Below are 21,226 nucleotides of genomic sequence, written 5' to 3'. Positions count from 1 at the left end.
GCGGGTCACCTACTCACGGTCGGTGCGGCGACGGGACCGCGTCTCCGGCGGGGTGTCGTGGTCCCTCGTGCGGTCCGGGCGCGCAGGGACTTGTCGACGGCGACGACGAGCACCGCCAGCGTGGCGAGGCCGACGATGCGCAGCCATGCGCCGGCGTCGATCGGCGCGGTCTGGAAGAGCGTGTTCATGGCGGGTACATAGGTGATGGCCAGTTGCGCGAGCGTCTGGACGAACACCCCGACGAGGATCCACCGGTTGCCGAAGAACCCGATCCGCCACACCGACGACGTGAGCGAGCGGCAGCTGAAGAGGTAGAACAGCTCCACCGCCACGACGAGATTGACGGCCGAGGTGCGTGCCTCGTCGACGCCGGCGCCGTTGCCCAACTCCCACTCGAACAGCCACCACGCGCCGCCCACGATGAGCCCGGACACCAGCAGGATCCGGGTGACGAGCGCACCGGTCAGCAGCGGGCGAGTGGGGTCCCGCGGGGGCCGGGACATCGTGTCGGGTTCCTTCGGCTCGAAAGCCAGCATGAGACCCAGCGCGACGGCGGTCGTCATGTTGATCCACAGGATCTGGGTGGGCAGGATCGGCAGGGTCGTCCCGAAGACGATGGCGGCGAGGATGACCAGGCCCTGCCCGAGGCTGGTGGGGAGTACCCACACGATGAACTTCGTGAGGTTGTCGAAGACGCCGCGTCCTTCCTCGACGGCGGCCTCGATGGTGGCGAAGTCGTCGTCGGTGAGCACCATGTCGGCGGCCTCCTTGGCGACCTCCGTTCCGCCATGTCCCATGGCCACCCCGATGTCGGCCTGCCGCAGGGCGGGAGCGTCGTTGACGCCGTCACCCGTCATGGCGACGACGTGGCCGCGTTCCTGCAGGGCCCCGACCAACCGGAGCTTCTGTTCGGGGGAGACCCGTGCGAACACCCTCGCCCGGCCGACCGCCTCCGCGAGTTCCTCGACAGGGATCGCGTCGAGATCCTGTCCGGTGAGCACCAGGCCGTCGTCGGCCTCGCCGATCAGCCCGAGTTGCCGCGCGATCGCCGCTGCGGTGGCCGCATGGTCGCCGGTGATCATCTTGACCGCGATGCCGGCGACGTGGCACACGTGCACGGCGTCCACGGCAGCCTGCCGGGGCGGGTCGAGCATCGCGTGCAGGCCGGTGAACACCATCTCGTCCGAGACGACCGGCAGGTCGAACACCGCCTCCGCATCGATCGTGCGGACGGCCGTGGCCAGCACGCGCAACCCCTGCCGCGCCAAGTCCTCGACGGCCCGGTGGACCGAGTCCCGGTCCAGGGGAAGAAGGCCGCCGTCGGGACCCATGGCGTAGCGGCACCGTTCGAGAATCCGCTCGACGGCACCCTTTGCGAGCACGATCCGCTCACTCGGGTGCGACCCGGCGTGCAGTGTCGCCATGAACTGGCGTTCGGAACTGAACGGGATGGTGCCGACACGGGGATGTTCGGCGCGGACCGCGTCGGGCCCGAGGCCGGCCTTGCCCGCCACGACGAGCATCGCGGCCTCGGTGGGATCACCGACGACGGACCACCGGCCGTCCTGCCGGTCGAGGTGGGCGTCGTTGCATCCGGCACCCGCGACGATCGTCCACCGCAGGGCCTCGTCCGAATCGGTCGGCGCGACGGATCCGGTGGGATCGTGGACGGCGCCTTCGGGCGCGTATCCCGATCCGGTCACCGTGTACAGCGAGTGCATCGTCCACAGGTGGCGCACGGTCATCTGGTTCGCGGTGAGAGTTCCCGTCTTGTCCGAACAGATAACGGTCGTGCTGCCGAGCGTCTCCACGGCGGGTAGGCGACGGATCACCGCTCGGCGCCGGGCCATTCGCGCCACGCCGATGGCCATGGTGATGGTGACGACCGCCGGGAGTCCTTCGGGGATCGCACCGACCGCGAGCGCCACCGCGGCGGTGAACGTTTCCGGCGCGTCCTGACCGCGGACGAGACCGATCGCGAAGGTCGCCGCCGCCAGTACGACGATCGCCACGGTCAGAACCCTGCTGAACGAGGTCAGTTTGGCGGTGAGCGGCGTGGCCAGCACGTCCGCCGCCCCGACGAGGCGATGGATCTCCCCGAGTTCGGTCCGGTCGCCGGTCGCGACGGTGATCCCGGCGCCTGTCCCGGCGGTGACCAACGTGCCCGAATGCACCATGTTGCGGCGATCCGCCACGGCGGTGGCGCGCGGAAGGACCACCTCGTCCTTGAGCACCGGGACGGACTCCCCGGTCAGCGCGGACTCGTCGACCTGCAGTTCGGCCACGCGGATCAGGCGCAGGTCCGCGGGAACCTTGTCGCCGGCCTCGAGGACGACGAGATCACCGGGTACGAGGTCGTCCGACGGCAGGGTCTGCTGGCGGCCGCCGCGGATCACACGTGTCTGTGTGCGCACCATGGACCGGAGTGCGTCGAGCGCCGCCTCGGCCTTGGACTCCTGGACGAAGCCGACGGTGGCATTGACCAGCACGACCGCGAGGATGACCGCCGAGTCGACGTATTCGTCCAGCCACAGCGTGATCGCCGCTGCGGACAACAGGACATAGATGAGGGGATTGTGGAACTGGCGCAGAATCCGCCGCAGCAACCCGTGGCCCGACGCCGCCGGCAGGACGTTGGGCCCGAAGCGATCCAGTCTGTGGACGGCCTCGTCCGCGTCGAGGCCGCGATGTGGATCGGTCTCGTGCAGGAGCACGACCTCGTGGGCCGACAGGTCGTGGTAAGTGTCGACGGGCGAGGAATCGAGGGGGGCAACCATCACGCGACCTCCGGCATCGATTGCGGGGATGACGAGAGCAGCAAACGGGGTCGGTCCGGCACGCCGGATGCAGAGCAGGCGGTCGTCGACTCCGACGGTGAGGGCCTCCGGCGATCCGACGTGCAGCCCCGCCCGCCGTGGATGATTGCGAGCACGATGTCGGGCAGATCTTCGACCGTCTGCACGACGCCGAGTGTGGCCGTCACGACGCCCAGCAGTTGCCCGGCGGCGACCTCGAGCATCGACGGATTGGTGTCGACGACCACGATCCGAGACGGCGGGACGCCGTCCCCGAGCATCGCGTCCACCGCGGCACGGCTCATGGTGCCTCCCTGGTCGTGAGATGCGAACACCGATCGCCGACCAGACTTCCCGGCACTCCGGGCATCACCCTATCGTGCGTGCGGCCCGGATCGAAGGGGCTTCGGTCCCTCCTGGAGTCACTGATGCACGAGGCTGAGCCGGCGCCACGACCACAGGGTCAGCCCCGCCGAGACGACCGGAACGGTGAGTGCGAGTGCGAGCTGCGGAGCGTTCACGGAACCGGCTTGCGGTCCCGCCGCCCACAGACCCGGAGCGGAGAACGGGAACCAGCCGCCGGCTCCGGTCATGACCGCCATCTGGGCGGCAATCACCACGGCGATGATCGCCCCGATCGCGGGCAGGTATCCCCGTGCCACGGTGGCGACCCAGGCGCAGGGAAAGGCGAGCCCCGCGGTGAGCAGGGCTACGGCGAGGAATTTGCCGACGAGCGCAGCCGTCCCCGGGTCGAGGGGATCGTCGTCGACGAACGTTCCCGCGACCGCAAGCGCGGCGCCCGTCGCGACGCTGACGGCGACGGACCAGGTCAGCAGGATCAGCAGTTTCGCTGCAGCGACGGCCGAGCGGGAGACCGGGGCGGCCCACAACCCGCTGATCGCCCCGTCGGTGAACTCGCGGCCGAAGACCCAGCCGACGACTACACCGAACCCGAGAAGCCCGCCCACCGAGACGATGGTGTCGGCTGCGGCGAACAGCCCCGCACGGCCTCCGTCCCCGACGATCGCCTGCGCCTTTCCCGCCATCGCGGCGTCGGCACCGTGCACGGATCGCAGAGTCAGCACGCACATGGCCACCACCCCCGTCGTGAGAAGGACAGTGGTGACCCATACGGGACGTGCCCGCCGGAACTTGGCCCATTCCACCGCCAGCGCGGCCCGGACCTGCTCGGACGTGGTCATCGGCGCGCCTCGCTGTCGCGGTACACGAGGTCGAAGAACTGCCGCTCGAGGTCGATGCCGCAGGGGTCGAGGGCACCGACGGTGCGCCCCTCGTTCACGACTGTGATGCGGTCGGCCACGCGGGCGACCTCGTCGAGGTGGTGACTCGACACCAGCGTCGCCGCGCCGCGCTCCCGGCTGCGCTGCAGCAGCGTGCGCAACAGCATGATCCCGGCCGGATCCAGCGCATTGGTCGGCTCGTCCAGGATCAGCACATCCGGGTCCGCGATCAGCGCCGCAGCCAGCCCCAGTCGCTGCCGGTTGCCGAGGGACAGTTTCCGGGCACTGGTCCGTGCCCACCGGGTCAGGACGAGTTCCTCGATCCACCGGTCGGCCGCGGCGGTGGCGCCCGCCGCGGACAGGCCGGCGAGACGCCCCGCGATGCGCAGGTTCTGCGTGACGGTCAGTTCGGGGTAGAGAAGCGGTGTTTCGACGAGGTGCCCGACTCCCGTCCAGTGCCGAGCCGGCATCGATGCCGGTGCCAGGCCTCGGACGCGCACGATTCCGTCGTCGGGCTCGATCATGCCGAGGAACAGGCGCATCAAGGTCGTCTTGCCCGCCCCGTTGAGGCCCACGAAGGCGTGCACCTCGCCCGCGCGCACCTCGGTGGAGACGTTCTCGAGTACGGCCGAGGAGCCGTAGCGTGTGCACACGTTGCGGCACTCGAGCACGACGTCGCCCACCGCGGTCATGACGTCTCCCGCGACTGACGCGAAGGACGGGCCTGCGGTGCGAGCTGGTGCAGGGCCGACACAATTCGGTTGCCGAGAGTCCCGTCGCCGGTCTCTGCCCAGTCCGTCAGCGCCGCCATGAGGGCGCCCATGCAGGCCCCGGCGGCGACGGCGGCGTCGAGTCGTCGGGTGCCCGGTTCGGCGAGCGCGGCAGCGACGGCCTCCTGGGTGCGCAGCGTGTTCTCCCACATCCGCGCGCGCAGCCGGGGGTGCGCCGCGACGATTCTCAGGCGGGTGCGCACGTCCCCGAGGTCGCTCTCGGGAATCTGCGCCCAGGCGTCGAGGACCCCCCGGCACACCCGTTCCAGCGGGCTCCGGTCCGCCGATTGCGCGGCCACGGCCTCCGCGATGACCGGGTCGTAGGGGTCGTCGAGCAGGACCGCGTCCTTGGACGGAAAGTGCCGGAAGAACGTCATGTGCGACACCCCGGCGGCGGCGGCGATCCGGTCCACGGTGACGGCGTCGTAGCCGTCCTCGGTGAACAGTTGCACCGCCGTCGCCTGGATGCGCTGACGGGTTCGCGCGGACTTGGACACCCAGAAATGTTATCGACTAACATTTCGGGGGGCAAGGAGATTCCACCGCGGGTGAGTCATGCGCTCAGGAGGTCGCGGCGCCGGAACGCGGCCAGCCCGGCCGCCGTGACGAGCGCGGCAAGAGCGACGAGAGCGACGAAGGAACCCGCGGCGAACGGTTCGAGCGGCATCTGCCGTACATGGTTCAGCGGGGAGAAGGCGCCGGCGCCGTCGGGCAGATTCAGGATCGGTCCGAAACTGCCCACCAGGTAGCCGCAGACGACCAGCACCCAGACCAGATCGAAGGCGCGAGGGACGAGACCGAACAGCGCCGCTGCGATCGCCGCGATGCCGAGCACGGCGGGAACGTAGCCGACATGCGCCCATACCGACGCGGCCGCCCGGGTCGGCTCGCCGGTGGACGCCGCGGCCCCCAGCCCGGTCCCCAAGCCGGCGAGTGCGAGGAGCGCCACCACGCCCACGGCGGTCACGGACAGCCCCGATGCCATCCATCCGGCGCGGCTCGTGGCGGTCGCCAAGACGGGCTCGATCCGGCCCGACTGCTCCTCGCTCCGCAAGCGACGGACCGACAGGATCGCGAAGCAGGAGGCGAGGAAGGCCATCGTGTACCCGGTCAGGCCCAGGAAGCCGTCGACGAGATTCGCGGTCGAACCACCCATGAGAACAAGAATGTCCTCGGGCAGGTTCGCGAAGCTCTCGGCGATCGAGCCGGTCAGGGAGCCGTAGAACAATCCCGTCAGTGCCAGGCCCGTGCCCCACCCGGCGATACTTCCGCGCTGCAACCGAAGCGCCAGCGCGAACGGGGTCGCCAGCGCCGGTGCCGCCTCGTCCCGGCCCGGCCGCGGGGGCACCAGTCCGGCGCCGAGGTCGCGACGGTCCACGACACGGTACGCGGCCGCTGCGGCGACCGCCGCGAACCCGAACGACAGGGCCAGCGGGCCCCACCGCGGATCGACGAATGCTCGCGTCTGCTGGGACCAGGCGATGGGGGACAGCCAGGACACCGCGCTGCCGTGCCGCTCCAGGACGTCGCCGACGCCCCGCACGACGAAGGCCGTTCCCAGTGCCGCTGCGGCCAGTCCTGTGGCGGTGCGCGCGTGTTCGCACACCTGGCACACCACGGCGGTGAGTGCGGCGAAGAACAGCCCCAGCGCCGCGAACCCGGCGGCGAACAGTACCGCCCCGCCGGCGTCCACCCCGGCCGCCGTCATCGCCGCGCCGCCGGCCACGACGAGGGCGGCGTTCGCGACGAGCGCGGTGGCCAGGGCCGCGGTCAGCGGGGCGCGCCGTCCCACCCGGCCTGCCAGGACGAGTTCGGTGCGACCGTTCTCCTCCTCGCCCCGGGTGTGCCGGACGACGAGGAGGATATTCATGAACGCGGCGGCGACCAGCAGGTACAGCCCGTACTGGTTCGCCACGAATGCCTCGAGCGTGGGGTCGTCCATCCCGTAGCCGGGACCCGACATCATCACCCCCGCCGGGTTGTCGGCGAAACCGGCCACGCTGCGGAGGTCCTCGGCGTCCGGGTACGCCAGCCGCAGGGCCGCGACGAAGTACGCCGCCAGCGCCGAGATGCCGCTCACCCACAGCGGCAGCCGGATCCGGTCCCGGCGCAGGTCGAAGCGGACCAGGGAGGCGGTCCCGGCGAAGGCGTTCATCGCCCGCCGCCCACGCCGGCAACCTGTCGATCGCTGCCGTAGTGGCGCAGGAACAGCTCCTCGAGCGACGGCGGTGCGCTCTCGAGGCTGCGGACGCCGTACTCCGCGAGCCGGCGGACCACCTCGTCGAGGTGACCATTGTCGACCTCGAACACGATGTGCCCGTGCTCGTTTCGCAGCTCGTGCACCCCTTCGGCCTGCGCCAGGTCGGACGCGTCGAGGTCGGTGCGGACCGTGATCGTCGACCGGGTGAGATGCCGCAGCTGGGCCAGCGACCCGGATTCCACGGTCCGTCCGTCCCGGATGATCGTGACGGTGTCGCAGAGCTTTTCCACCTCGGCGAGGATGTGACTCGACAGCAACACCGAGGAGCCGCGCCGGGTCGCTTCGGCAACACAGTCCTGAAACACCCGTTCCATCAACGGGTCGAGGCCGGACGTCGGCTCGTCGAGGACGAGGAGATCTACGTCCGAGGCGAGTGCCGAGATCAGCGCCACCTTCTGGCGGTTGCCCTTGGAATAGGCGCGGCACTTCTTGCGAGGGTCCAGTTCGAAGCGTTCGACCAACTCGGTGCGACGTGCGCGGTCGGCCCCTCCCCGCAGGCGGCACAGGAAGTCGATGGCCTCGCCGCCCGTGAGCGACGGCCACAGGTTCACCTCGCCCGGGACGTACGCGAGGTGCCGGTGCAATTCGACGGCATCGCGCCACGGATCGAACCCGAGCACGGTTGCGGAGCCGCCGTCGGCGCGCAGGAGCCCCAGCAGGATCCGGATGGTCGTGGACTTGCCGGCACCGTTGGGGCCGAGGAAGCCGGCCACCTCACCGCGGCCGACCTGAAAGCTGAGACCGTCCAGCGCGGTCGTGGCGCCGAACGTCTTGGTGAGGTCGTGGACCTCGACGATCGTGTTCATGACTGTGTCCTGAAGGTAGGCGGGTTCCGGATCAGGAAGGGGGAGCGGCGGATTCGCCGCCCCCGGCGCCCACCGGCGGGTCCGGGACGTACATCAGGTACTCGTCGAGCAGCTTGCGGCTGGTGAGCAGGCCCTCGGAATACAGCTCGAGGGCCGGTGCAGTGACGGTCTCGGTCAGGTGCCGGAAGAACCCGGTGAAGTCCCCGCCCTGCAGGAGTTCCGGGTGCAGGGTCATCTGCAGCAGCATCGACCCCACGTTCATGCCGGTGAGCAGGCGGGCCCGGGCGTGGTTGTCCCGGGACGGCCGGATCAGGCCGCTGCGTTCGCCCTCGGCGAGGTAGTCGACCGCGTCGTCGACCAAGTGGTCGAAGAACTCGGCCGCGCTTTCGCCGCCGGCCTGAAAGGTGCGGGCGACGTAGACGGCGAGCGGAGCGTACCGCTCTGCCCGGCCGAGTTGGGCCAGCCACGGGCCGGAGTCGCCGGCCGCGAGAGTCGTCCGCTTGGAATCGCGGATCTGTTCCAGGACCCACGCGTCGCACGCGCGTCGCAGATCCTTCTTGGATCCGAAATGGTGCACGATCAACGCCCCGCTCACCCCTGCGTCCGCGGCGATGGTCCGCAGGGGCGCGCCGAAGCCGTCGCGGGCGAAACGGAGGATTGCGGCCTCCCGGATGCGCGCGGCGGACGTGAGATCCCGGCGCTCGGCCGCCGAGAGCCGACCCGGCGTTGAACTCATGATCAGTATGTTAAACGCGTGTTCAGCCGCGGGCAAGAAGGGAGTGCTGGCTCCGCCCGTCGACAAACGAGGAGCGCCTACGGCGAGCCCTGCACGCGCGCGTTGTCGAGCATGCGCATCACGCGCGTCGCGCTGACCCCGTGTATCAGGACGGAGAGGACGACGGTGAAGGCGACGGCCGCCCACAACTCCTGCTCCTGTGCGAGGTCGAATTCCGCCGCTGCGTACGCCAGGTAGTAGACGGAGCCGATGCCGCGTACGCCGAAGAAAGCCGTGACGCGACGTTCCCGACCGTCCAGCTCGTCGCAGCCCAGGAGCGAGAGCCAGCCGACCACGGGCCGGATCACCAGGACCAGGGCGGCACCGACGAGAACCGAACCCCACGACAACTCGGCGAGCAGACCGGTGGTGAGGCCGGCCCCCAGCAGGAGCAGGACGGCGAGCGTGAGGACGTGCTCGAGCTGCTCGATGAGGCTGTGCATCTCCGCGTGGTACTCGTGTGCGCGTTCGATGCGTCGCATGGCGACCGCGCACACGAAGACGGCGAGGAAGCCGTAGCCGCCGACCAGTTCGGCGATTCCGTACACCGCGAAGGTGGCCGCGAGCGCGACGATCGGTTCACCCCGGTCCGCGAGCCGGACGTGTTCGACCGGGAAATGGAACACCGCCCGGCCGACGAGATGACCCGCCACCGCTCCCACCACGGCGCCCACGACGATCTTGCCGAGCAGCTCCCACAGGACCCAGGAGACGATCCAGTCCTCGATCGGTCCCTTGGTGTACAGGAAGAGCGCGAGGTAGACGAACGGAAACGCCAGCGCGTCGTTGAGGCCGGCCTCGGAAGTGAGCGCGAAGCGCACCTCGTCGTCCTCGCGATGAGAACCCTCCCCGGAGGTGGGTCCCTCGACCTGCACGTCGGACGCGAGAACGGGATCGGTGGGGGCGAGGGCCGCCCCGAGCAGCACGGCGGCCGCGGGGGTGAGGGCCGCGGCCCACCAGCCGAGCACCGCGACGGCCGCGATGCCGAGGGGCATCGCGATCAACAGCAGCCGCCGGGTGGACTTCCACGACCGCCACCCGAGGGGACGGTCGATCGCGAGGCCGACGCCCATGAGCGCGACGATCACGCAGACCTCGCTGAGGTACTCCGCCACGGCCGGATGCCAGCCGGGAGTGACGGCTTCGACGTTGTCGAATACCAGCCCGAGCAACGCGCCGGCTACCAGCACGATCATCGGTGCCGAGATCGCCCGGTTGTCGAAGAGCCGCGGCACTGTGACGGCGAAGAGCAACGCAAGTCCGGCGGAAACGTAGATGATCGCGGTGTCCAGTGCCGTGGCCTTCGTTCGCTGCGACGTGGTCGGACCAGGGATGCCCACGCGACCCCCACCCGAAACGCGCGATCACGCCCTCGGCACCCGGTCAGATGTCGAAGAACACGGTCTCGAGCCCGCCTGCCGGGGTGTCCTGCAGGTACACATCGAAGGTGTAGACGACCCGGCCGTCGCGTTCGGAGCGCTTCGCGACCAACGTGTCGCGGCGGGTCTCCCACTCGATCCCGTTCAGGACGGGATCGGCGGCGTTGGCGTCGGCCTCGTCGTCGAAGTAGACCCGGGTGTGCAGGCCGAGGTTGATCCCCCGGGCGAAGAGCACCATGAGGATGTGCGGGGCCTGGGTTCCGCCGTTGCTCGCCGGCACCGGTCCCGGCTTGATCGTCTCGAAGGTGTAGACGCCGGTGTCGAAGTCACCGCCCGTGCGGCCCCAGCCGCGGAACGTCGGATCGAGCTCCCTGCCCTGGGTGTCGCCGTCCGGGGTGTCGCCGGGGTGGGCGTACCTGCCTGCGGCGTTGGCCTGCCAGATCTCGATCAGCACGTCGCGCACGGGGGTGCCGGTGCCGTCGAAGACCCGGCCTTCGAGGGTGATGTGCTCGCCCTTCGTCTCCGGGGTGGTGAGGACGTTGCCGAAGTTGTTGTCGAAGATGTCGAACCCGGCCTGCTGCGGCGCGAGCCCGATGTGTACGTACGGGCCGCCGGTCTGCGAGGGGGTCTCCGGGTGGCGCGTGACCATGCTGTGCGGGGAAAGGCTCATCGGGGGGCTCCGGGAAGGGTGACGTTGTCGAAGAAGGTGGCGCGGCGGCCGCGCAGGGTGAGGTCGAAGCGGTAGGTACGCGCATCGAACGGGGCGTTGTTGGCCGGATCCTCCTGCGCGATCAGGCTGCGCAACTGGTCCAGGGTGGGAACGGTCTTCGCGATGGGGCACCGCTCGATGAGCGGGTCGCCTTCGAAGTACATCTGGGTGATCAGGCGCTGTGCCCAGCCGGTGCCGTGGATCGAGAAGTGGATGTGCGCGGGCCGCCACGCGTTGGTGCTGTTGGCCCACGGGTACGGTCCGGGCTTGATGGTGCGGAAGAAGTAGTAGCCGTTGTCGTCGGTGATCATGCGGCCGCAGCCGCCGAAGTTGGGGTCGATCGGTGCGAGGTAGCGGTCCTTCTTGTGGCGGTAGCGACCCCCGGCATTGGCCTGCCAGGCCTCGACCAGGGCGCCCTTCACCGGGTTGCCGAACTCGTCGCGGACGTAGCCGTGCACGATCAGCCGTTCACCGATCGGCAGGCCGTCCCTGGCGAAGTTGAGGATCAGGTCGTTGTCCTTCTCGCCCAGCTCGCGCGGGTCGAACACCGGTCCGGTCGTTTCGGAGAGCGTGTTGCGCGGCGCGATGAGCGCATTGCGCGGGGAACGCAACACCGAGGTGCGGTACCCGGGGGTCAGGGCGGGCGGGTGCTGGGTGTGGTCGCGTTCGACGAACTCGCCGGACGCGGCGCCGGGGGCGGCGATGATCATGAGCGGTACTCCTGGGAACTGTCGCACTGCGACGGACGGGATGTACATCACGCTATGGGTGAGCGATAGTCATGTAAATTGACGATTTCGGCGATTGTGCATAACTTTTGGTGATGCAAAGTGATGTCGTGCCACCGGGCGACCGGGCATCGCGGCTTGTCGATCGCATCCGGCTACGTCACCTGACGTGCTTCGTTGCCGTCGCCCAGGAAGGCAACCTCGGGCGGGCGGCGGCCCGGCTGCATCTGAGCCAGCCGGCGGTCACCAAGACGCTCAACGAACTCGAAGCCCTCTCCGGCGTGCGCCTGGTGGACCGGGGACGGCACGGCGCCCGGCTCACGCCCGCGGGAGAGGAATTCCTGAGTCGTGCCGTCGAGGTCACCGACGCGCTGGCATCCGCCGCGGGTGTGCTGGCTGGAACGGGACAACCGGCCGTCGCCCCGGTGCGGGTCGGCGCCCTGCCCACCGTTGCGAGCACCCTGCTGCCCGGCGCGGTCACGCGGCTGCGGCACCGGCGTCCGCATGTCGGCGTGCAGATCCGGACGGCCCCGAACACCGCCCTGCTGGGCGCGGTGCGCGCCGGTGAGCTGGACTTCGTCCTCGGCCGGACGGCCGACCCGGAGACGATGCGAGGGCTCTCGTTCGAGCTGCTGTACGCCGAGTCGCTGGCCCTCGTCGTGCGCCCCGATCATCCGCTGGCCGGGGGGCCGGTGTCCGTGCCGTCGGTGCTGAACCACCCCCTCGTCGTCGCCACCGCCGGGACGGTGCCGCGGCACCACACCGAGGGTTTCCTCGCCCGGCACGGCCTGCGGCTGCCGGCCGGCACCGTCGAGACCCTCGACGTGTCGGTCGCGCGGGGGCTGGTCCGCGCCGGTGACGCGGTGTGGCTGACCCCCGAGCGGGTGCCTCAGGGCGACCTCGACGACGGCACGCTCGTGCGGCTGCCGGTGCCCACGCCCGGCACCGCCGAACCCGTCGGGCTGCTGCGCCGCACCAGCACCGACACGCCCGTCGCCGCCGAGGAGCTCATCGCGATCCTGCGCGAACTGGCCGTCGGGTGATCATGGCAGGATCTCCCGCATGGCCGAACAGACTTCCGACACCCCGACGACCGAGCTGTGGGTCGAACGCACCGGCACCCGCCGCTACACCGGGCGCAGCTCCCGCGGTGCCGAGGTCCTGATCGGATCGGAGACCGTCGAGGGTGTCTTCACTCCCGGAGAACTGCTGAAGATCGCGCTGGCAGCCTGCTCAGGGATGAGCTCGGACTTCCCGCTCTCGCGCCGCCTCGGCGACGACTACGACGCCACGATCCGGGTCTCCGGCGCCGCGGACCGGGAGAACGAGGTATACCCCCACCTCGTCGAGGAGATGATGCTGGACTTGAGCGAGCTCGACGAGGAGGCGCAGCGGCGCCTCGTCGCGCTCGTCGAGCGATCCGTCGACAAGGTGTGCACCGTCGGCCGTACCCTCGAGGCCGGCACCGAGGTGACGCTGAACATCGTTCCGGACGCGTGAGCGGCGGACATCGGCAGGGAGGGCGGATGAAGCGGACAGCGACCGGACTCGCGCTCGCCGGCGCACTCCTGGCGGGCGGAGCGCCGGCGGCGGCCGCACCCGCCGCGGCGGACTGCACGCCGTGGCGGGTGGACGTCGTCGCGTCCGGGCTCGGCATCCTGGAGAATCTCGCCTTCGACGGTCGGGGCCGCTTGCTGGTCTCGGCGTCCACCCCGGCTGGCGGCGGGTCGCTGTCGAGCCTCACCCCCGACGGGCGGACCGATACCGTGGTGGCCGAGGTCCCGGCGCCCGGCGGCATCGTCGTCGACGAGGGCACCGCGTTCTTCACGACAGGCAACGGCACCGTCTCCGGGCTGCTCGGCCGCACCGACGGCACCCTGGAGGCCGTCGACCTCGACACCGGGGACCGGCGCACCGTCGCGGCGGGCCTGACCATGCCCAACGGTCTCGTCCGTCTCCCCGGCGGCGACTTCCTCGTCAGCCGGAATCTGGGCAGCCCCCCGGGCCTGACACGGGTCCCGGTCGACGGCCGCGCTCCGCAGACGCTCCGCACGGATCTCGGATCCGTCAACGGACTCGCTGTCGACGGCGAAACCGTGTATGCGGCTACGACATTCGATCCGACCACTCGGATTCATGCGCTCGACGCCGACGATCTCGACGGCCCCGTCCGGACTCTGGAACCGTCCGGGCCCGGCCCCCTCGAAACCGCCGACGACCTCGACGTGGGCCCCGACGGCGCGCTGTACGTCCCGCTCAACGTCGCCGGCCGGATCCTGCGCGTCGACCCCGTGACCGGCGCCGGCTGCACGATCGCCACCGGGGTGCCCTTCGTCTCCGCCGTCGCGTTCGGTGACGGTCCCGGCTGGGACCCGGAGGTCCTCTACACCACCGGATTCGACGGCTCCGTCCACGCCGTGCGTCCGGTTCGCGGTTCCGGGGAGGCGTCGTGACGCAGTCGTCGCCGGATGCGGTCCGGCTCACCGCCTGGGTGCACGGGTATGTCCAAGGTGTGGGATTCCGCTGGTGGACGCGCTCGCGCGCCCTCGAACTCGGTGTCGTCGGTCACGCCACCAACCATCCCGACGGACGCGTGCTCGTCATCGCCGAGGGGCCCCGCGACGCCCTCGAACGCCTGCTCGCCGCGCTGCGCTCGGGGGAGACCCCGGGCACGGTGCGGCTGGTGGTGGAGAGCTGGGAGCCGGCGCGCGGCGACCTGACCGGCTTCGTCGAGCGGTGACGGCCCGCCGGTAAGGTTCTCGCACATGTATTTGAAGGGTCTGACGCTCAAAGGCTTCAAGTCTTTCGCGTCCGCGACGACTCTGCGGTTCGAACCTGGCATCACGTGTGTCGTGGGGCCGAACGGCTCCGGCAAGTCCAACGTCGTCGACGCCCTCACCTGGGTGATGGGCGAGCAGGGCGCCAAGGCGCTGCGCGGCGGCAAGATGCAGGACGTCATCTTCGCCGGCACCGCCGGCCGGCAACCCCTGGGCCGGGCCGAGGTCACCCTCACCATCGACAACTCGGACGGCGCACTGCCCATCGAGTACTCCGAGGTGTCCATCACCCGGCGGATGTTCCGCGACGGCGCGGGGGAATACGAGATCAACGGGAACTCGTGCCGGTTGATGGACGTGCAGGAACTGCTGTCCGACTCCGGCATCGGCCGGGAGATGCACGTCATCGTCGGTCAGGGCCGCCTGTCCGCCATCCTCGAGTCCCGGCCGGAGGACCGCCGTGCCTTCATCGAGGAGGCGGCCGGAGTCCTCAAGCATCGCAAACGCAAGGAGAAGGCGGTCCGCAAGCTCGACGCGATGCAGGCCAACCTCGCCCGCCTGACCGACCTCACCGCCGAGCTGCGCCGCCAGCTCAAACCGCTCGGCCGTCAGGCCGAGGTGGCGCGCCGCGCCCAGACCATCCAGGCCGACCTGCGCGACGCCCGCCTCCGGCTCGCCGCCGACGATCTCGTGACCCGGCGCGCCGAATTCGCCGATCAGGACGAGCAGGAACGCGTCCTGCGCGAACGACTCGACCACGTCGCCGCCGAACTGGACGACGCCGGCGCCGAACTCGCGCGCCACGAGAAGGCGGTCGCTCGGCTCACCCCCGGCGCCGAGGCCGCGTCGCAGACCTGGTTCCGCCTGTCCGCGCTCGCCGAACGCCTCGGTGCCACCGTGCGCATCGCCCAGGAACGCGCCCGCCACCTCGACACCGCCCCGGCAACCCGCGACGGCCAGGACCCGGACGAGATGGAGGCTCGCGCCGACCGGATCGCCCAAGAGGAGGCCGAACTCCTCGAAGCCGTCGAGATCGCCCACGGCACCCTCGAAGCCGCAAAGGAGCAGCTCGCCGTCCAGGAGGAGGCCGCCGCGGCCGCCGAGCGGGCGCACCTGGCGGCCGTGCGGGCCGTCGCCGACCGGCGGGAGGGACTCGCCCGCCTGGCCGGCCAGGTCGAGACCGTGCGCACGCGTGCCGAGTCCATCGACGCCGAGGTCACCCGGCTGACCGTCGCCATCGAGGAGGCCCGGCTGCGGGGTGTCGCCGCCCAGGCCGAGTTCGAGACGGCCCAGGCCCGCATCGACGACCTCGACGCCGGCGAGATCGACGCCGACGCCCAGCACGAACGCGCCCTCGAGGCGCTGCGGCTCGCCGACGCGCGGGTGAAGGAACTGCAGGACGCCGAGCGCGCGGCCGGCAAGGAGGTCGCCTCCCTCGGGGCGCGCATCGAGGCACTGTCGATTGGCCTCGAACGCAAGGACGGCGCCGCCTGGCTCCTCGAGCACCGCCCCGACCTGGGACTGGCGGGACCCCTCGCGGAACGCGTCCGCATCGAGACCGGATACGAGGTCGCCGTCGCAGCGGCGATGGGCCCGGCCGCCGATGCGCTCGCCGCGGACTCCGTCCCGGCGGCCGCCGCGGCCGTCGCCGCGCTGGTGGACGCCGACCAGGGCCGGGTCGCGTTCGTCGCCGGCGGCATCACCGCGCCGGCCGAGCCGGCAGGACTGCCGGACGGGACGCGCTGGGTGCGGGACGTGATCGACTGCCCCCCGGAACTGCGCGGCGGACTCGACGCGCTGCTGGCGCGCACCGTCGTCGTGGACGACCTGCCCTCCGCGCTCGAACTGTGCCACGTGCGCCCCGACCTGCGGGCCGTGACCCGCAGCGGTGATCTCGCGGGCTCCGGCTGGGTCGTCGGCGGATCCGGGCGTGCCCCGAGCACGCTCGAGGTGCAGGCCGCGATCGACGCGTCCCGCACCGACCTCGACCGTGCGGTGCGGCGTTCCGAGGAGCTCTCGGCGGCACTCGCCGGCGCCCTGGCCGAGCAGGCGGCGCGTGCCGAGGTGGCCGAACAGACCCTCGCCGCCCTCAACGAATCCGACGCCGCGATGTCCGCGGTGTACGAGCAACTCGGCCGGCTCGGGCAGGCCGCGCGCGCCGCCCACGCCGAGTCCGAGCGGCTCGCCGCGCAGCGCACCCGCGCCGAGACGGAACGGGACACGGCCCGCCGCGAGGTCGTCGAACTCGAGGAGCGGCTGCGGCTGGCCGAACAGGAGCAGAGCGACGACGGCGCCGACCCGGGCACGGACGCGACGGCCGTCGACCGGGAGGTCGCTGCGGCCGCCCTCGCCGAGGTCCGCGCGGTGGAGATGGAGGCGAGGCTTGCGGCCCGCACCGCGGAGGAACGCGCCCAGGCGTTGCGTGGCAAGGCGGACTCGCTGCGCCGCGCCGCCCAGGCCGAACGGGAGGCGCGGGCGCGGGCGGAGCGGGCGCAGCGGGCCCGCAAGCAGGCCGCGACCGTCGCCGCGGCGGTGGCCGAGTCCGGGGCCCGGGTCGCCGCCCACCTGGACGAGGTGATCGCCGCCGCGTCGGACCACCGCGACGAGCTGACCCGTCAGCGCGCCGAGCGCGCCGAACAACTCGACCGGGTCAAGGAACGGGTACGCGACCTCGGTGCGCAGCGGGAGCAGCTCACCGACGCCGTGCACCGGGACGAGGTCGCCCGCGCGCAGGCGGCACTGCGGATCGAACAGCTCGAGCAGGCCGTCGTCGAGCAGTTCGCCGTTGCGCCCGACGACCTGGTCGCCGAGTACGGCCCCGACGTGCCGCTGCCGCCCAGCGAACTCGAGATCGCCGAGTACGAGCAGGCGCGCGAGCGCGGCGAGCAGGTCGTCGCGCCGCAGCCGCTGCCGTACGACCGTGCCACCCAGGAGCGACGCGCCAAGCGCGCGGAGAAGGACCTGACGACCCTCGGCAAGGTCAACCCGTTGGCCCTCGAGGAGTTCGCCGCCCTCGAGGAGCGGTACAACTTTCTCGCCACACAGCTCGAGGACGTCAAGAACGCCCGCAAGGACCTGCTCGGCGTGGTCGCCGATGTCGACGCCCGCATCCTGCAGGTGTTCACCGAGGCGTATGCGGACGTCGAGCGCGAGTTCGAGCAGGTCTTCGCCAAGCTCTTCCCCGGCGGCGAAGGCCGCCTCGTGCTGACGGATCCGTCGGACATGCTCACCACCGGGATCGAGGTGGAGGCCCGGCCACCGGGCAAGAAGGTCAAGCGCCTGTCGCTGCTCTCCGGGGGCGAGAAGTCGCTGACCGCGGTGGCGATGCTCGTGGCGATCTTCCGGGCCCGGCCCTCGCCGTTCTACGTGATGGACGAGGTGGAGGCCGCCCTCGACGACACGAACCTGCGCCGGTTGATCGGATTGTTCGAGCAACTGCGGGAGAAGTCCCAGCTCATCGTCATCACCCACCAGAAGCCGACGATGGAGATCGCCGACGCCCTGTACGGAGTCAGCATGCGCGGTGACGGCATCACCCGCGTCATCTCCCAGCGGATGCGCGGTCAGGATCTTTCTCGCCCAGAGCTGAACGCCTCCGCGGCGCCTGACAGTATGGGGGCGTGAGTACCGGAGCCTGGATAGCCATCGCGGCGGCGCTTGCCGTCCTCCTCGTCGCGCTCGTCGTCGGCTTGACGCTGTACCGGAGACGGCAGGTGTCGCTGACGGCGCGGCAGACGCCGCAGCTCGAAACCACCGAGCAGAAGGACCGATCCGGCGGCTACAAGGCCGCGGGTGGATTCAGCTTCAGTCAGGGTGCGACCGCGGCGGCGCCCCCGCAGCCGGTCGAGCGGCCGGCCCCGGCACCTCCGGTGGTCCCGGAACCGCCGGCGTCCCCCAAACCGCCGGTCGCTCCGGAATCGACGGTGATACCGGAACCGAAGGTCGTGCCCCTCCCGGAGGAGGTGTCGGAGGCTCCGGCACCGACGATCGAACCCGAGCAGGCTCCCGAAACCGGCGCCGCGCCCACCGTCGAACCGACTCCCCGGGTCGAGCCCGTGCCGGGCGTCGAGCCGCAGACCGCGCCGGCACCGTCCGAGGTCGTCCCGCCGGTCGAGGAAGCCGCACCGGTCGAGGAAGCCGCACCGGTCGAGGAGGCCGCGCCGGCGCCCGCCGCCGAACCCGAGGTGGTCGCCCCGCCGGCCGCCGAACCCGAGGTGGTCGCCCCGCCGACCGTCGAACCAGCGCCGGTCCCGCAGGTGCCCCCGATCGAGGAGATCGCCCCGACCGAGGGCCGGCTCGACCGTCTGCGGGGTCGTCTCGCCCGGTCGCAGTCGGCCGTCGGCAAGAGCCTGCTCGGTCTGCTCGGCGGTGGCGACCTCGACGAGGACTCGTGGGAGGAGATCGAGGACACCCTGCTGATCGCCGACCTCGGCGCCGCGACCACCACGCAGATCGTCGAGCGGCTGCGCGTGCAGATGGCCGCCCGCAGCGTGCGCACCGAGGCCGAGGCCAGAGCCGTCCTGCGGGACGTGCTGGTCGAGGCGCTGCACCCGGAACTGGATCGGTCGATCCGGGCCCTGCCGCACCAGGATCACCCGGCGGTGCTGCTGGTCGTCGGGGTCAACGGCACCGGGAAGACCACCACCACCGGCAAGCTCGCCCGGGTCCTCGTCGCCGACGGCCGCCGCGTCCTGCTGGGCGCCGCCGACACCTTCCGCGCGGCCGCCGCCGACCAGTTGCAGACGTGGGCCGAGCGGGTCGGGGCCGAGGTCGTGCGCGGCAAGGAGGGGGCCGACCCGGCCGCGATCGCCTTCGACGCCGTCGCCCGGGGCACCGATCAGGGCGTGGACGCCGTGCTCGTCGACACCGCCGGCCGCCTGCACACCAAGACCGGTCTGATGGACGAGCTCGGCAAGGTCAAGAGGGTCGTGGAGAAGAAGGCCGCGGTCGACGAGGTCCTGCTGGTGCTCGACGCGACGATCGGGCAGAACGGCCTGATGCAGGCACGTGTGTTCGCCGAGGTCGTCGACATCACCGGTGTGGTGTTGACCAAGCTGGACGGCACCGCCAAGGGCGGAATCGTGTTCCAGGTTCAGCACGAACTCGGGGTCCCGGTGAAGCTCGTCGGCCTCGGGGAGGGCGCGGACGATCTCGCGCCGTTCGAGCCGGGCGCGTTCGTCGACGCCCTGCTGGGCTGACGCTCCCGCACCTCACCGCCACCTCGCGACCGAAACCGGCCACCCGGCCTCCGACCGGGTGGCCGATTTTTGTCACGGAAAGATAACAAATTGTCACTCGGTTCCCATGCGCCACTCGGGTTCGGTAGAAACAGGTGCCGGACGGATCCCGCGGGCGCGGGTGGCGACGGGGAAGCAGCGACGAGAAGCTCCTGCGGGAGTTCGCCGCGCTGGCCACCCGGTCCCGCCGGATCCGTTCGGCCCGAGTTCCGCGTCGATCCGCAGTCGTTGTTTCCCGCGAGCACTCCCGCAGCACTCGTGGGCCGGCCCACGGCGTGCGCCGGCGCGCGCGACGAAACAGGAACGAAACACATGTCCGATTTGCGTTCACTGCGCTGAAACAGCGCGGCGCTCCCACCGAAACATCACCACAGCATTCTTCTCTCGACGACGCGCTGACCGGCGCGGCCAACAGGGAGGTTGCAAGTGGAGGAAGTGGTGAACACCGGCGACGCGGCATGGATGCTGATATCGGCGTCCCTGGTGCTGTTGATGACGCCCGGTCTGGCGTTCTTCTACGGTGGCATGTCGCGCACGAAGGCCGTCCTGAACATGATGATGATGTCCTTCGGGGCGATGGCGGTCATCGCGGTGATCTACGTCCTGTGGGGTTGGTCGATGTCCTACGGCACCGAGGACATCGGGGGCATCTTCGCCAACCCGTTCCAGATGTTCGGTCTGCAGGGCGCCATCTACGACGACGCCGGTGAGTTCCTGCCCGGTCTCGGCGACTATCCGCAGATCATCGACATCGGCTTCCAGGTCACGTTCGCGGTCGTCACCACCGCCCTGATCAGCGGTGCCCTGGCCGAGCGCGTGAAGTTCGGCACCTGGCTGGTCTTCGCCGGCGTCTGGGTCACCGTCGCGTACTTCCCCCTCGCCCACATGGTGTGGGGCGGTGGCCTGCTCTCCGGCTCCGCGGACAGCATCGCCGCCAAGATCTTCGGCACCTCCGACGACGGTGAAGGCGGGCTCGTCGCGACCGTCGCGCCCATCGACTTCGCCGGTGGCACCGTCGTGCACATCAACGCCGGCATCGCCGCGTTCGTCCTGGCGCTGATCATCGGCAAGCGCACCGGGTTCGGCCGCACCGCCTTCCGTCCGCACAACCTGCCGTTCGTCATGCTCGGCGCGGCACTGCTCTGGTTCGGGTGGTTCGGGTTCAACGCCGGTTCCGCGTTCGCCGCCGACGGTGTGGCCGGCCTGGCCTGGGTCAACACCACCACGGCCGCCGCCGCCGCGATCCTCGGCTGGCTTCTCGCCGAACGCATCCGCGACGGCAAGGGCACCAGCCTGGGTGCCGCCTCTGGTGCGGTCGCCGGCCTGGTCGCCATCACCCCGGCCGCCGGTGCGCTCAGCCCGGTGGGGTCCATCGTGCTCGGAGCGACCGCCGGCGTCCTGTCCGCCCTGGCGGTCGGCCTGAAGTACCGGTTCGGGTACGACGACTCGCTCGACGTCGTCGGTGTGCACCTCGTCGCGGGCCTGTGGGGCACCGTCGCGATCGGTTTCCTCGGCACCGAGACGGGCCTGTTCTACGGCGGCGACTACAAGCAGCTCGTGATCCAGATCGTCATCGCAGTATTTGCCCTGGTCTACACCGGCATCGTCACCGCGATCGTCGCCTTCGCGCTCAAGCCGCTCGGCTGGCGGGTGTCGGAGGAGGAAGAGGCACGCGGCATCGACGAGGCCGAGCATGCGGAGTCGGCATACGACTTCGCGGCCGCCCTCAAGTGATAAGAAGACAGCAGG

17 protein-coding genes and 1 pseudogene are annotated in these 21,226 nt (G+C 70.8%); 7 read left to right on the top strand and 11 right to left on the bottom strand.

Going from position 1 to position 21,226, the window contains the following annotated elements:
- Nucleotides 1–5 precede the first annotated feature (5 nt).
- From QYS60_RS10795 to pcaH, 11 genes and pseudogenes are all read right to left on the bottom strand, one after another.
- Complete coding sequence (locus QYS60_RS10795; protein WP_371383115.1) at nt 6–2,777, bottom strand: cation-transporting P-type ATPase; 2,772 nt, start codon at nt 2,775–2,777, stop codon at nt 6–8.
- A 200-nt stretch (nt 2,778–2,977) separates the two neighbouring features.
- Nucleotides 2,978–3,106: pseudogene (locus QYS60_RS10790) on the bottom strand (potassium transporter Kef); the annotation flags it as partial.
- Between the two features lie 111 nt (nt 3,107–3,217).
- Nucleotides 3,218–3,997 carry an ABC transporter permease gene (locus QYS60_RS10785; RefSeq protein WP_371383114.1) on the bottom strand — a complete coding sequence of 260 codons (780 nt, stop codon included), beginning with the start codon at nt 3,995–3,997 and terminating at the stop codon, nt 3,218–3,220.
- Nucleotides 3,994–4,728 carry an ABC transporter ATP-binding protein gene (locus QYS60_RS10780; RefSeq protein ID WP_371383112.1) on the bottom strand — a complete coding sequence of 245 codons (735 nt, stop codon included), beginning with the start codon at nt 4,726–4,728 and terminating at the stop codon, nt 3,994–3,996. Before QYS60_RS10780 ends, QYS60_RS10785 begins: the two co-directional genes overlap by 4 nt.
- Nucleotides 4,725–5,303, bottom strand: coding sequence for a TetR/AcrR family transcriptional regulator (locus QYS60_RS10775; protein WP_371383111.1), 579 nt, complete (start codon nt 5,301–5,303; stop codon nt 4,725–4,727). Before QYS60_RS10775 ends, QYS60_RS10780 begins: the two co-directional genes overlap by 4 nt.
- 56 nt (nt 5,304–5,359) lie before the next feature.
- Nucleotides 5,360–6,961, bottom strand: a complete 1,602-nt coding sequence (locus QYS60_RS10770; protein WP_371383110.1) for an ABC transporter permease — start codon at nt 6,959–6,961, stop codon at nt 5,360–5,362.
- Entirely contained in the window at nt 6,958–7,872 is a 915-nt protein-coding gene (locus QYS60_RS10765; RefSeq protein ID WP_371383109.1) for an ATP-binding cassette domain-containing protein, read from the bottom strand. Before QYS60_RS10765 ends, QYS60_RS10770 begins: the two co-directional genes overlap by 4 nt.
- 31 nt (nt 7,873–7,903) lie before the next feature.
- A complete protein-coding gene (locus QYS60_RS10760; RefSeq protein ID WP_371383108.1) occupies nt 7,904–8,608 on the bottom strand; it encodes a TetR family transcriptional regulator in 705 nt (234 codons plus the stop codon).
- 77 nt (nt 8,609–8,685) lie between these two features.
- Nucleotides 8,686–9,924 (bottom strand): cation:proton antiporter, encoded by a 1,239-nt coding sequence (locus QYS60_RS10755; protein WP_371383168.1) that lies wholly within the window; start codon nt 9,922–9,924, stop codon nt 8,686–8,688.
- A gap of 106 nt (nt 9,925–10,030) precedes the next feature.
- Nucleotides 10,031–10,696, bottom strand: coding sequence for a protocatechuate 3,4-dioxygenase subunit alpha (gene pcaG, locus QYS60_RS10750; RefSeq protein ID WP_289381720.1), 666 nt, complete (start codon nt 10,694–10,696; stop codon nt 10,031–10,033).
- Nucleotides 10,693–11,445, bottom strand: a complete 753-nt coding sequence (gene pcaH / locus QYS60_RS10745; protein ID WP_003939037.1) for a protocatechuate 3,4-dioxygenase subunit beta — start codon at nt 11,443–11,445, stop codon at nt 10,693–10,695. Before pcaH ends, pcaG begins: the two co-directional genes overlap by 4 nt.
- A 113-nt stretch (nt 11,446–11,558) precedes the next feature.
- Here pcaH and QYS60_RS10740 point away from each other — a divergent pair, with 113 nt between their 5' ends.
- From QYS60_RS10740 to QYS60_RS10710, 7 genes are all read left to right on the top strand, one after another.
- Entirely contained in the window at nt 11,559–12,506 is a 948-nt protein-coding gene (locus tag QYS60_RS10740; RefSeq protein WP_289381472.1) for a LysR substrate-binding domain-containing protein, read from the top strand.
- Nucleotides 12,507–12,525: 19 nt separating this feature from the next.
- Nucleotides 12,526–12,963 carry an OsmC family protein gene (locus QYS60_RS10735; RefSeq protein ID WP_003939035.1) on the top strand — a complete coding sequence of 146 codons (438 nt, stop codon included), beginning with the start codon at nt 12,526–12,528 and terminating at the stop codon, nt 12,961–12,963.
- 26 nt (nt 12,964–12,989) lie between these two features.
- The gene (locus QYS60_RS10730; RefSeq protein ID WP_371383107.1) at nt 12,990–13,916 is read left to right on the top strand and encodes an SMP-30/gluconolactonase/LRE family protein; all 927 of its coding nucleotides are present in this window, start codon (nt 12,990–12,992) and stop codon (nt 13,914–13,916) included.
- Nucleotides 13,913–14,203, top strand: coding sequence for an acylphosphatase (locus QYS60_RS10725; RefSeq protein ID WP_054374635.1), 291 nt, complete (start codon nt 13,913–13,915; stop codon nt 14,201–14,203). The genes QYS60_RS10730 and QYS60_RS10725 overlap by 4 nt, the downstream gene beginning before the upstream one ends.
- Before the next feature lie 25 nt (nt 14,204–14,228).
- Entirely contained in the window at nt 14,229–17,864 is a 3,636-nt protein-coding gene (smc, locus tag QYS60_RS10720; RefSeq protein ID WP_371383106.1) for a chromosome segregation protein SMC, read from the top strand.
- Complete coding sequence (ftsY, locus tag QYS60_RS10715) at nt 17,861–19,438, top strand: signal recognition particle-docking protein FtsY (RefSeq protein ID WP_371383105.1); 1,578 nt, start codon at nt 17,861–17,863, stop codon at nt 19,436–19,438. The genes smc and ftsY overlap by 4 nt, the downstream gene beginning before the upstream one ends.
- 465 nt (nt 19,439–19,903) lie before the next feature.
- Nucleotides 19,904–21,211 carry an ammonium transporter gene (locus QYS60_RS10710; RefSeq protein WP_003939030.1) on the top strand — a complete coding sequence of 436 codons (1,308 nt, stop codon included), beginning with the start codon at nt 19,904–19,906 and terminating at the stop codon, nt 21,209–21,211.
- The last annotated feature ends 15 nt before the right edge of the window (nt 21,212–21,226 follow it).

The sequence above is a fragment of the Rhodococcus sp. GXMU-t2271 genome (assembly GCF_041414735.1).
In the GTDB taxonomy this organism is placed as follows: domain Bacteria; phylum Actinomycetota; class Actinomycetes; order Mycobacteriales; family Mycobacteriaceae; genus Rhodococcus; species Rhodococcus indonesiensis.
This window is presented reverse-complemented; position numbering and strand designations above follow the sequence as displayed.

Bases quoted from the DNA above. Each gene is read 5' to 3' on its own strand.
- QYS60_RS10795 (WP_371383115.1), bottom strand. From the start codon at position 2,777: ATGGTTGCCCCCCTCGATTCCTCGCCCGTCGACACTTACCACGACCTG.
- QYS60_RS10785 (WP_371383114.1), bottom strand. From the start codon at position 3,997: ATGACCACGTCCGAGCAGGTCCGGGCCGCGCTGGCGGTGGAATGGGCC.
- QYS60_RS10780 (WP_371383112.1), bottom strand. From the start codon at position 4,728: ATGACCGCGGTGGGCGACGTCGTGCTCGAGTGCCGCAACGTGTGCACA.
- QYS60_RS10770 (WP_371383110.1), bottom strand. From the start codon at position 6,961: ATGAACGCCTTCGCCGGGACCGCCTCCCTGGTCCGCTTCGACCTGCGC.
- QYS60_RS10765 (WP_371383109.1), bottom strand. From the start codon at position 7,872: ATGAACACGATCGTCGAGGTCCACGACCTCACCAAGACGTTCGGCGCC.
- QYS60_RS10760 (WP_371383108.1), bottom strand. From the start codon at position 8,608: ATGAGTTCAACGCCGGGTCGGCTCTCGGCGGCCGAGCGCCGGGATCTC.
- pcaG (WP_289381720.1), bottom strand. From the start codon at position 10,696: ATGAGCCTTTCCCCGCACAGCATGGTCACGCGCCACCCGGAGACCCCC.
- pcaH (WP_003939037.1), bottom strand. From the start codon at position 11,445: ATGATCATCGCCGCCCCCGGCGCCGCGTCCGGCGAGTTCGTCGAACGC.
- QYS60_RS10740 (WP_289381472.1), top strand. From the start codon at position 11,559: ATGCAAAGTGATGTCGTGCCACCGGGCGACCGGGCATCGCGGCTTGTC.
- QYS60_RS10735 (WP_003939035.1), top strand. From the start codon at position 12,526: ATGGCCGAACAGACTTCCGACACCCCGACGACCGAGCTGTGGGTCGAA.
- QYS60_RS10730 (WP_371383107.1), top strand. From the start codon at position 12,990: ATGAAGCGGACAGCGACCGGACTCGCGCTCGCCGGCGCACTCCTGGCG.
- smc (WP_371383106.1), top strand. From the start codon at position 14,229: ATGTATTTGAAGGGTCTGACGCTCAAAGGCTTCAAGTCTTTCGCGTCC.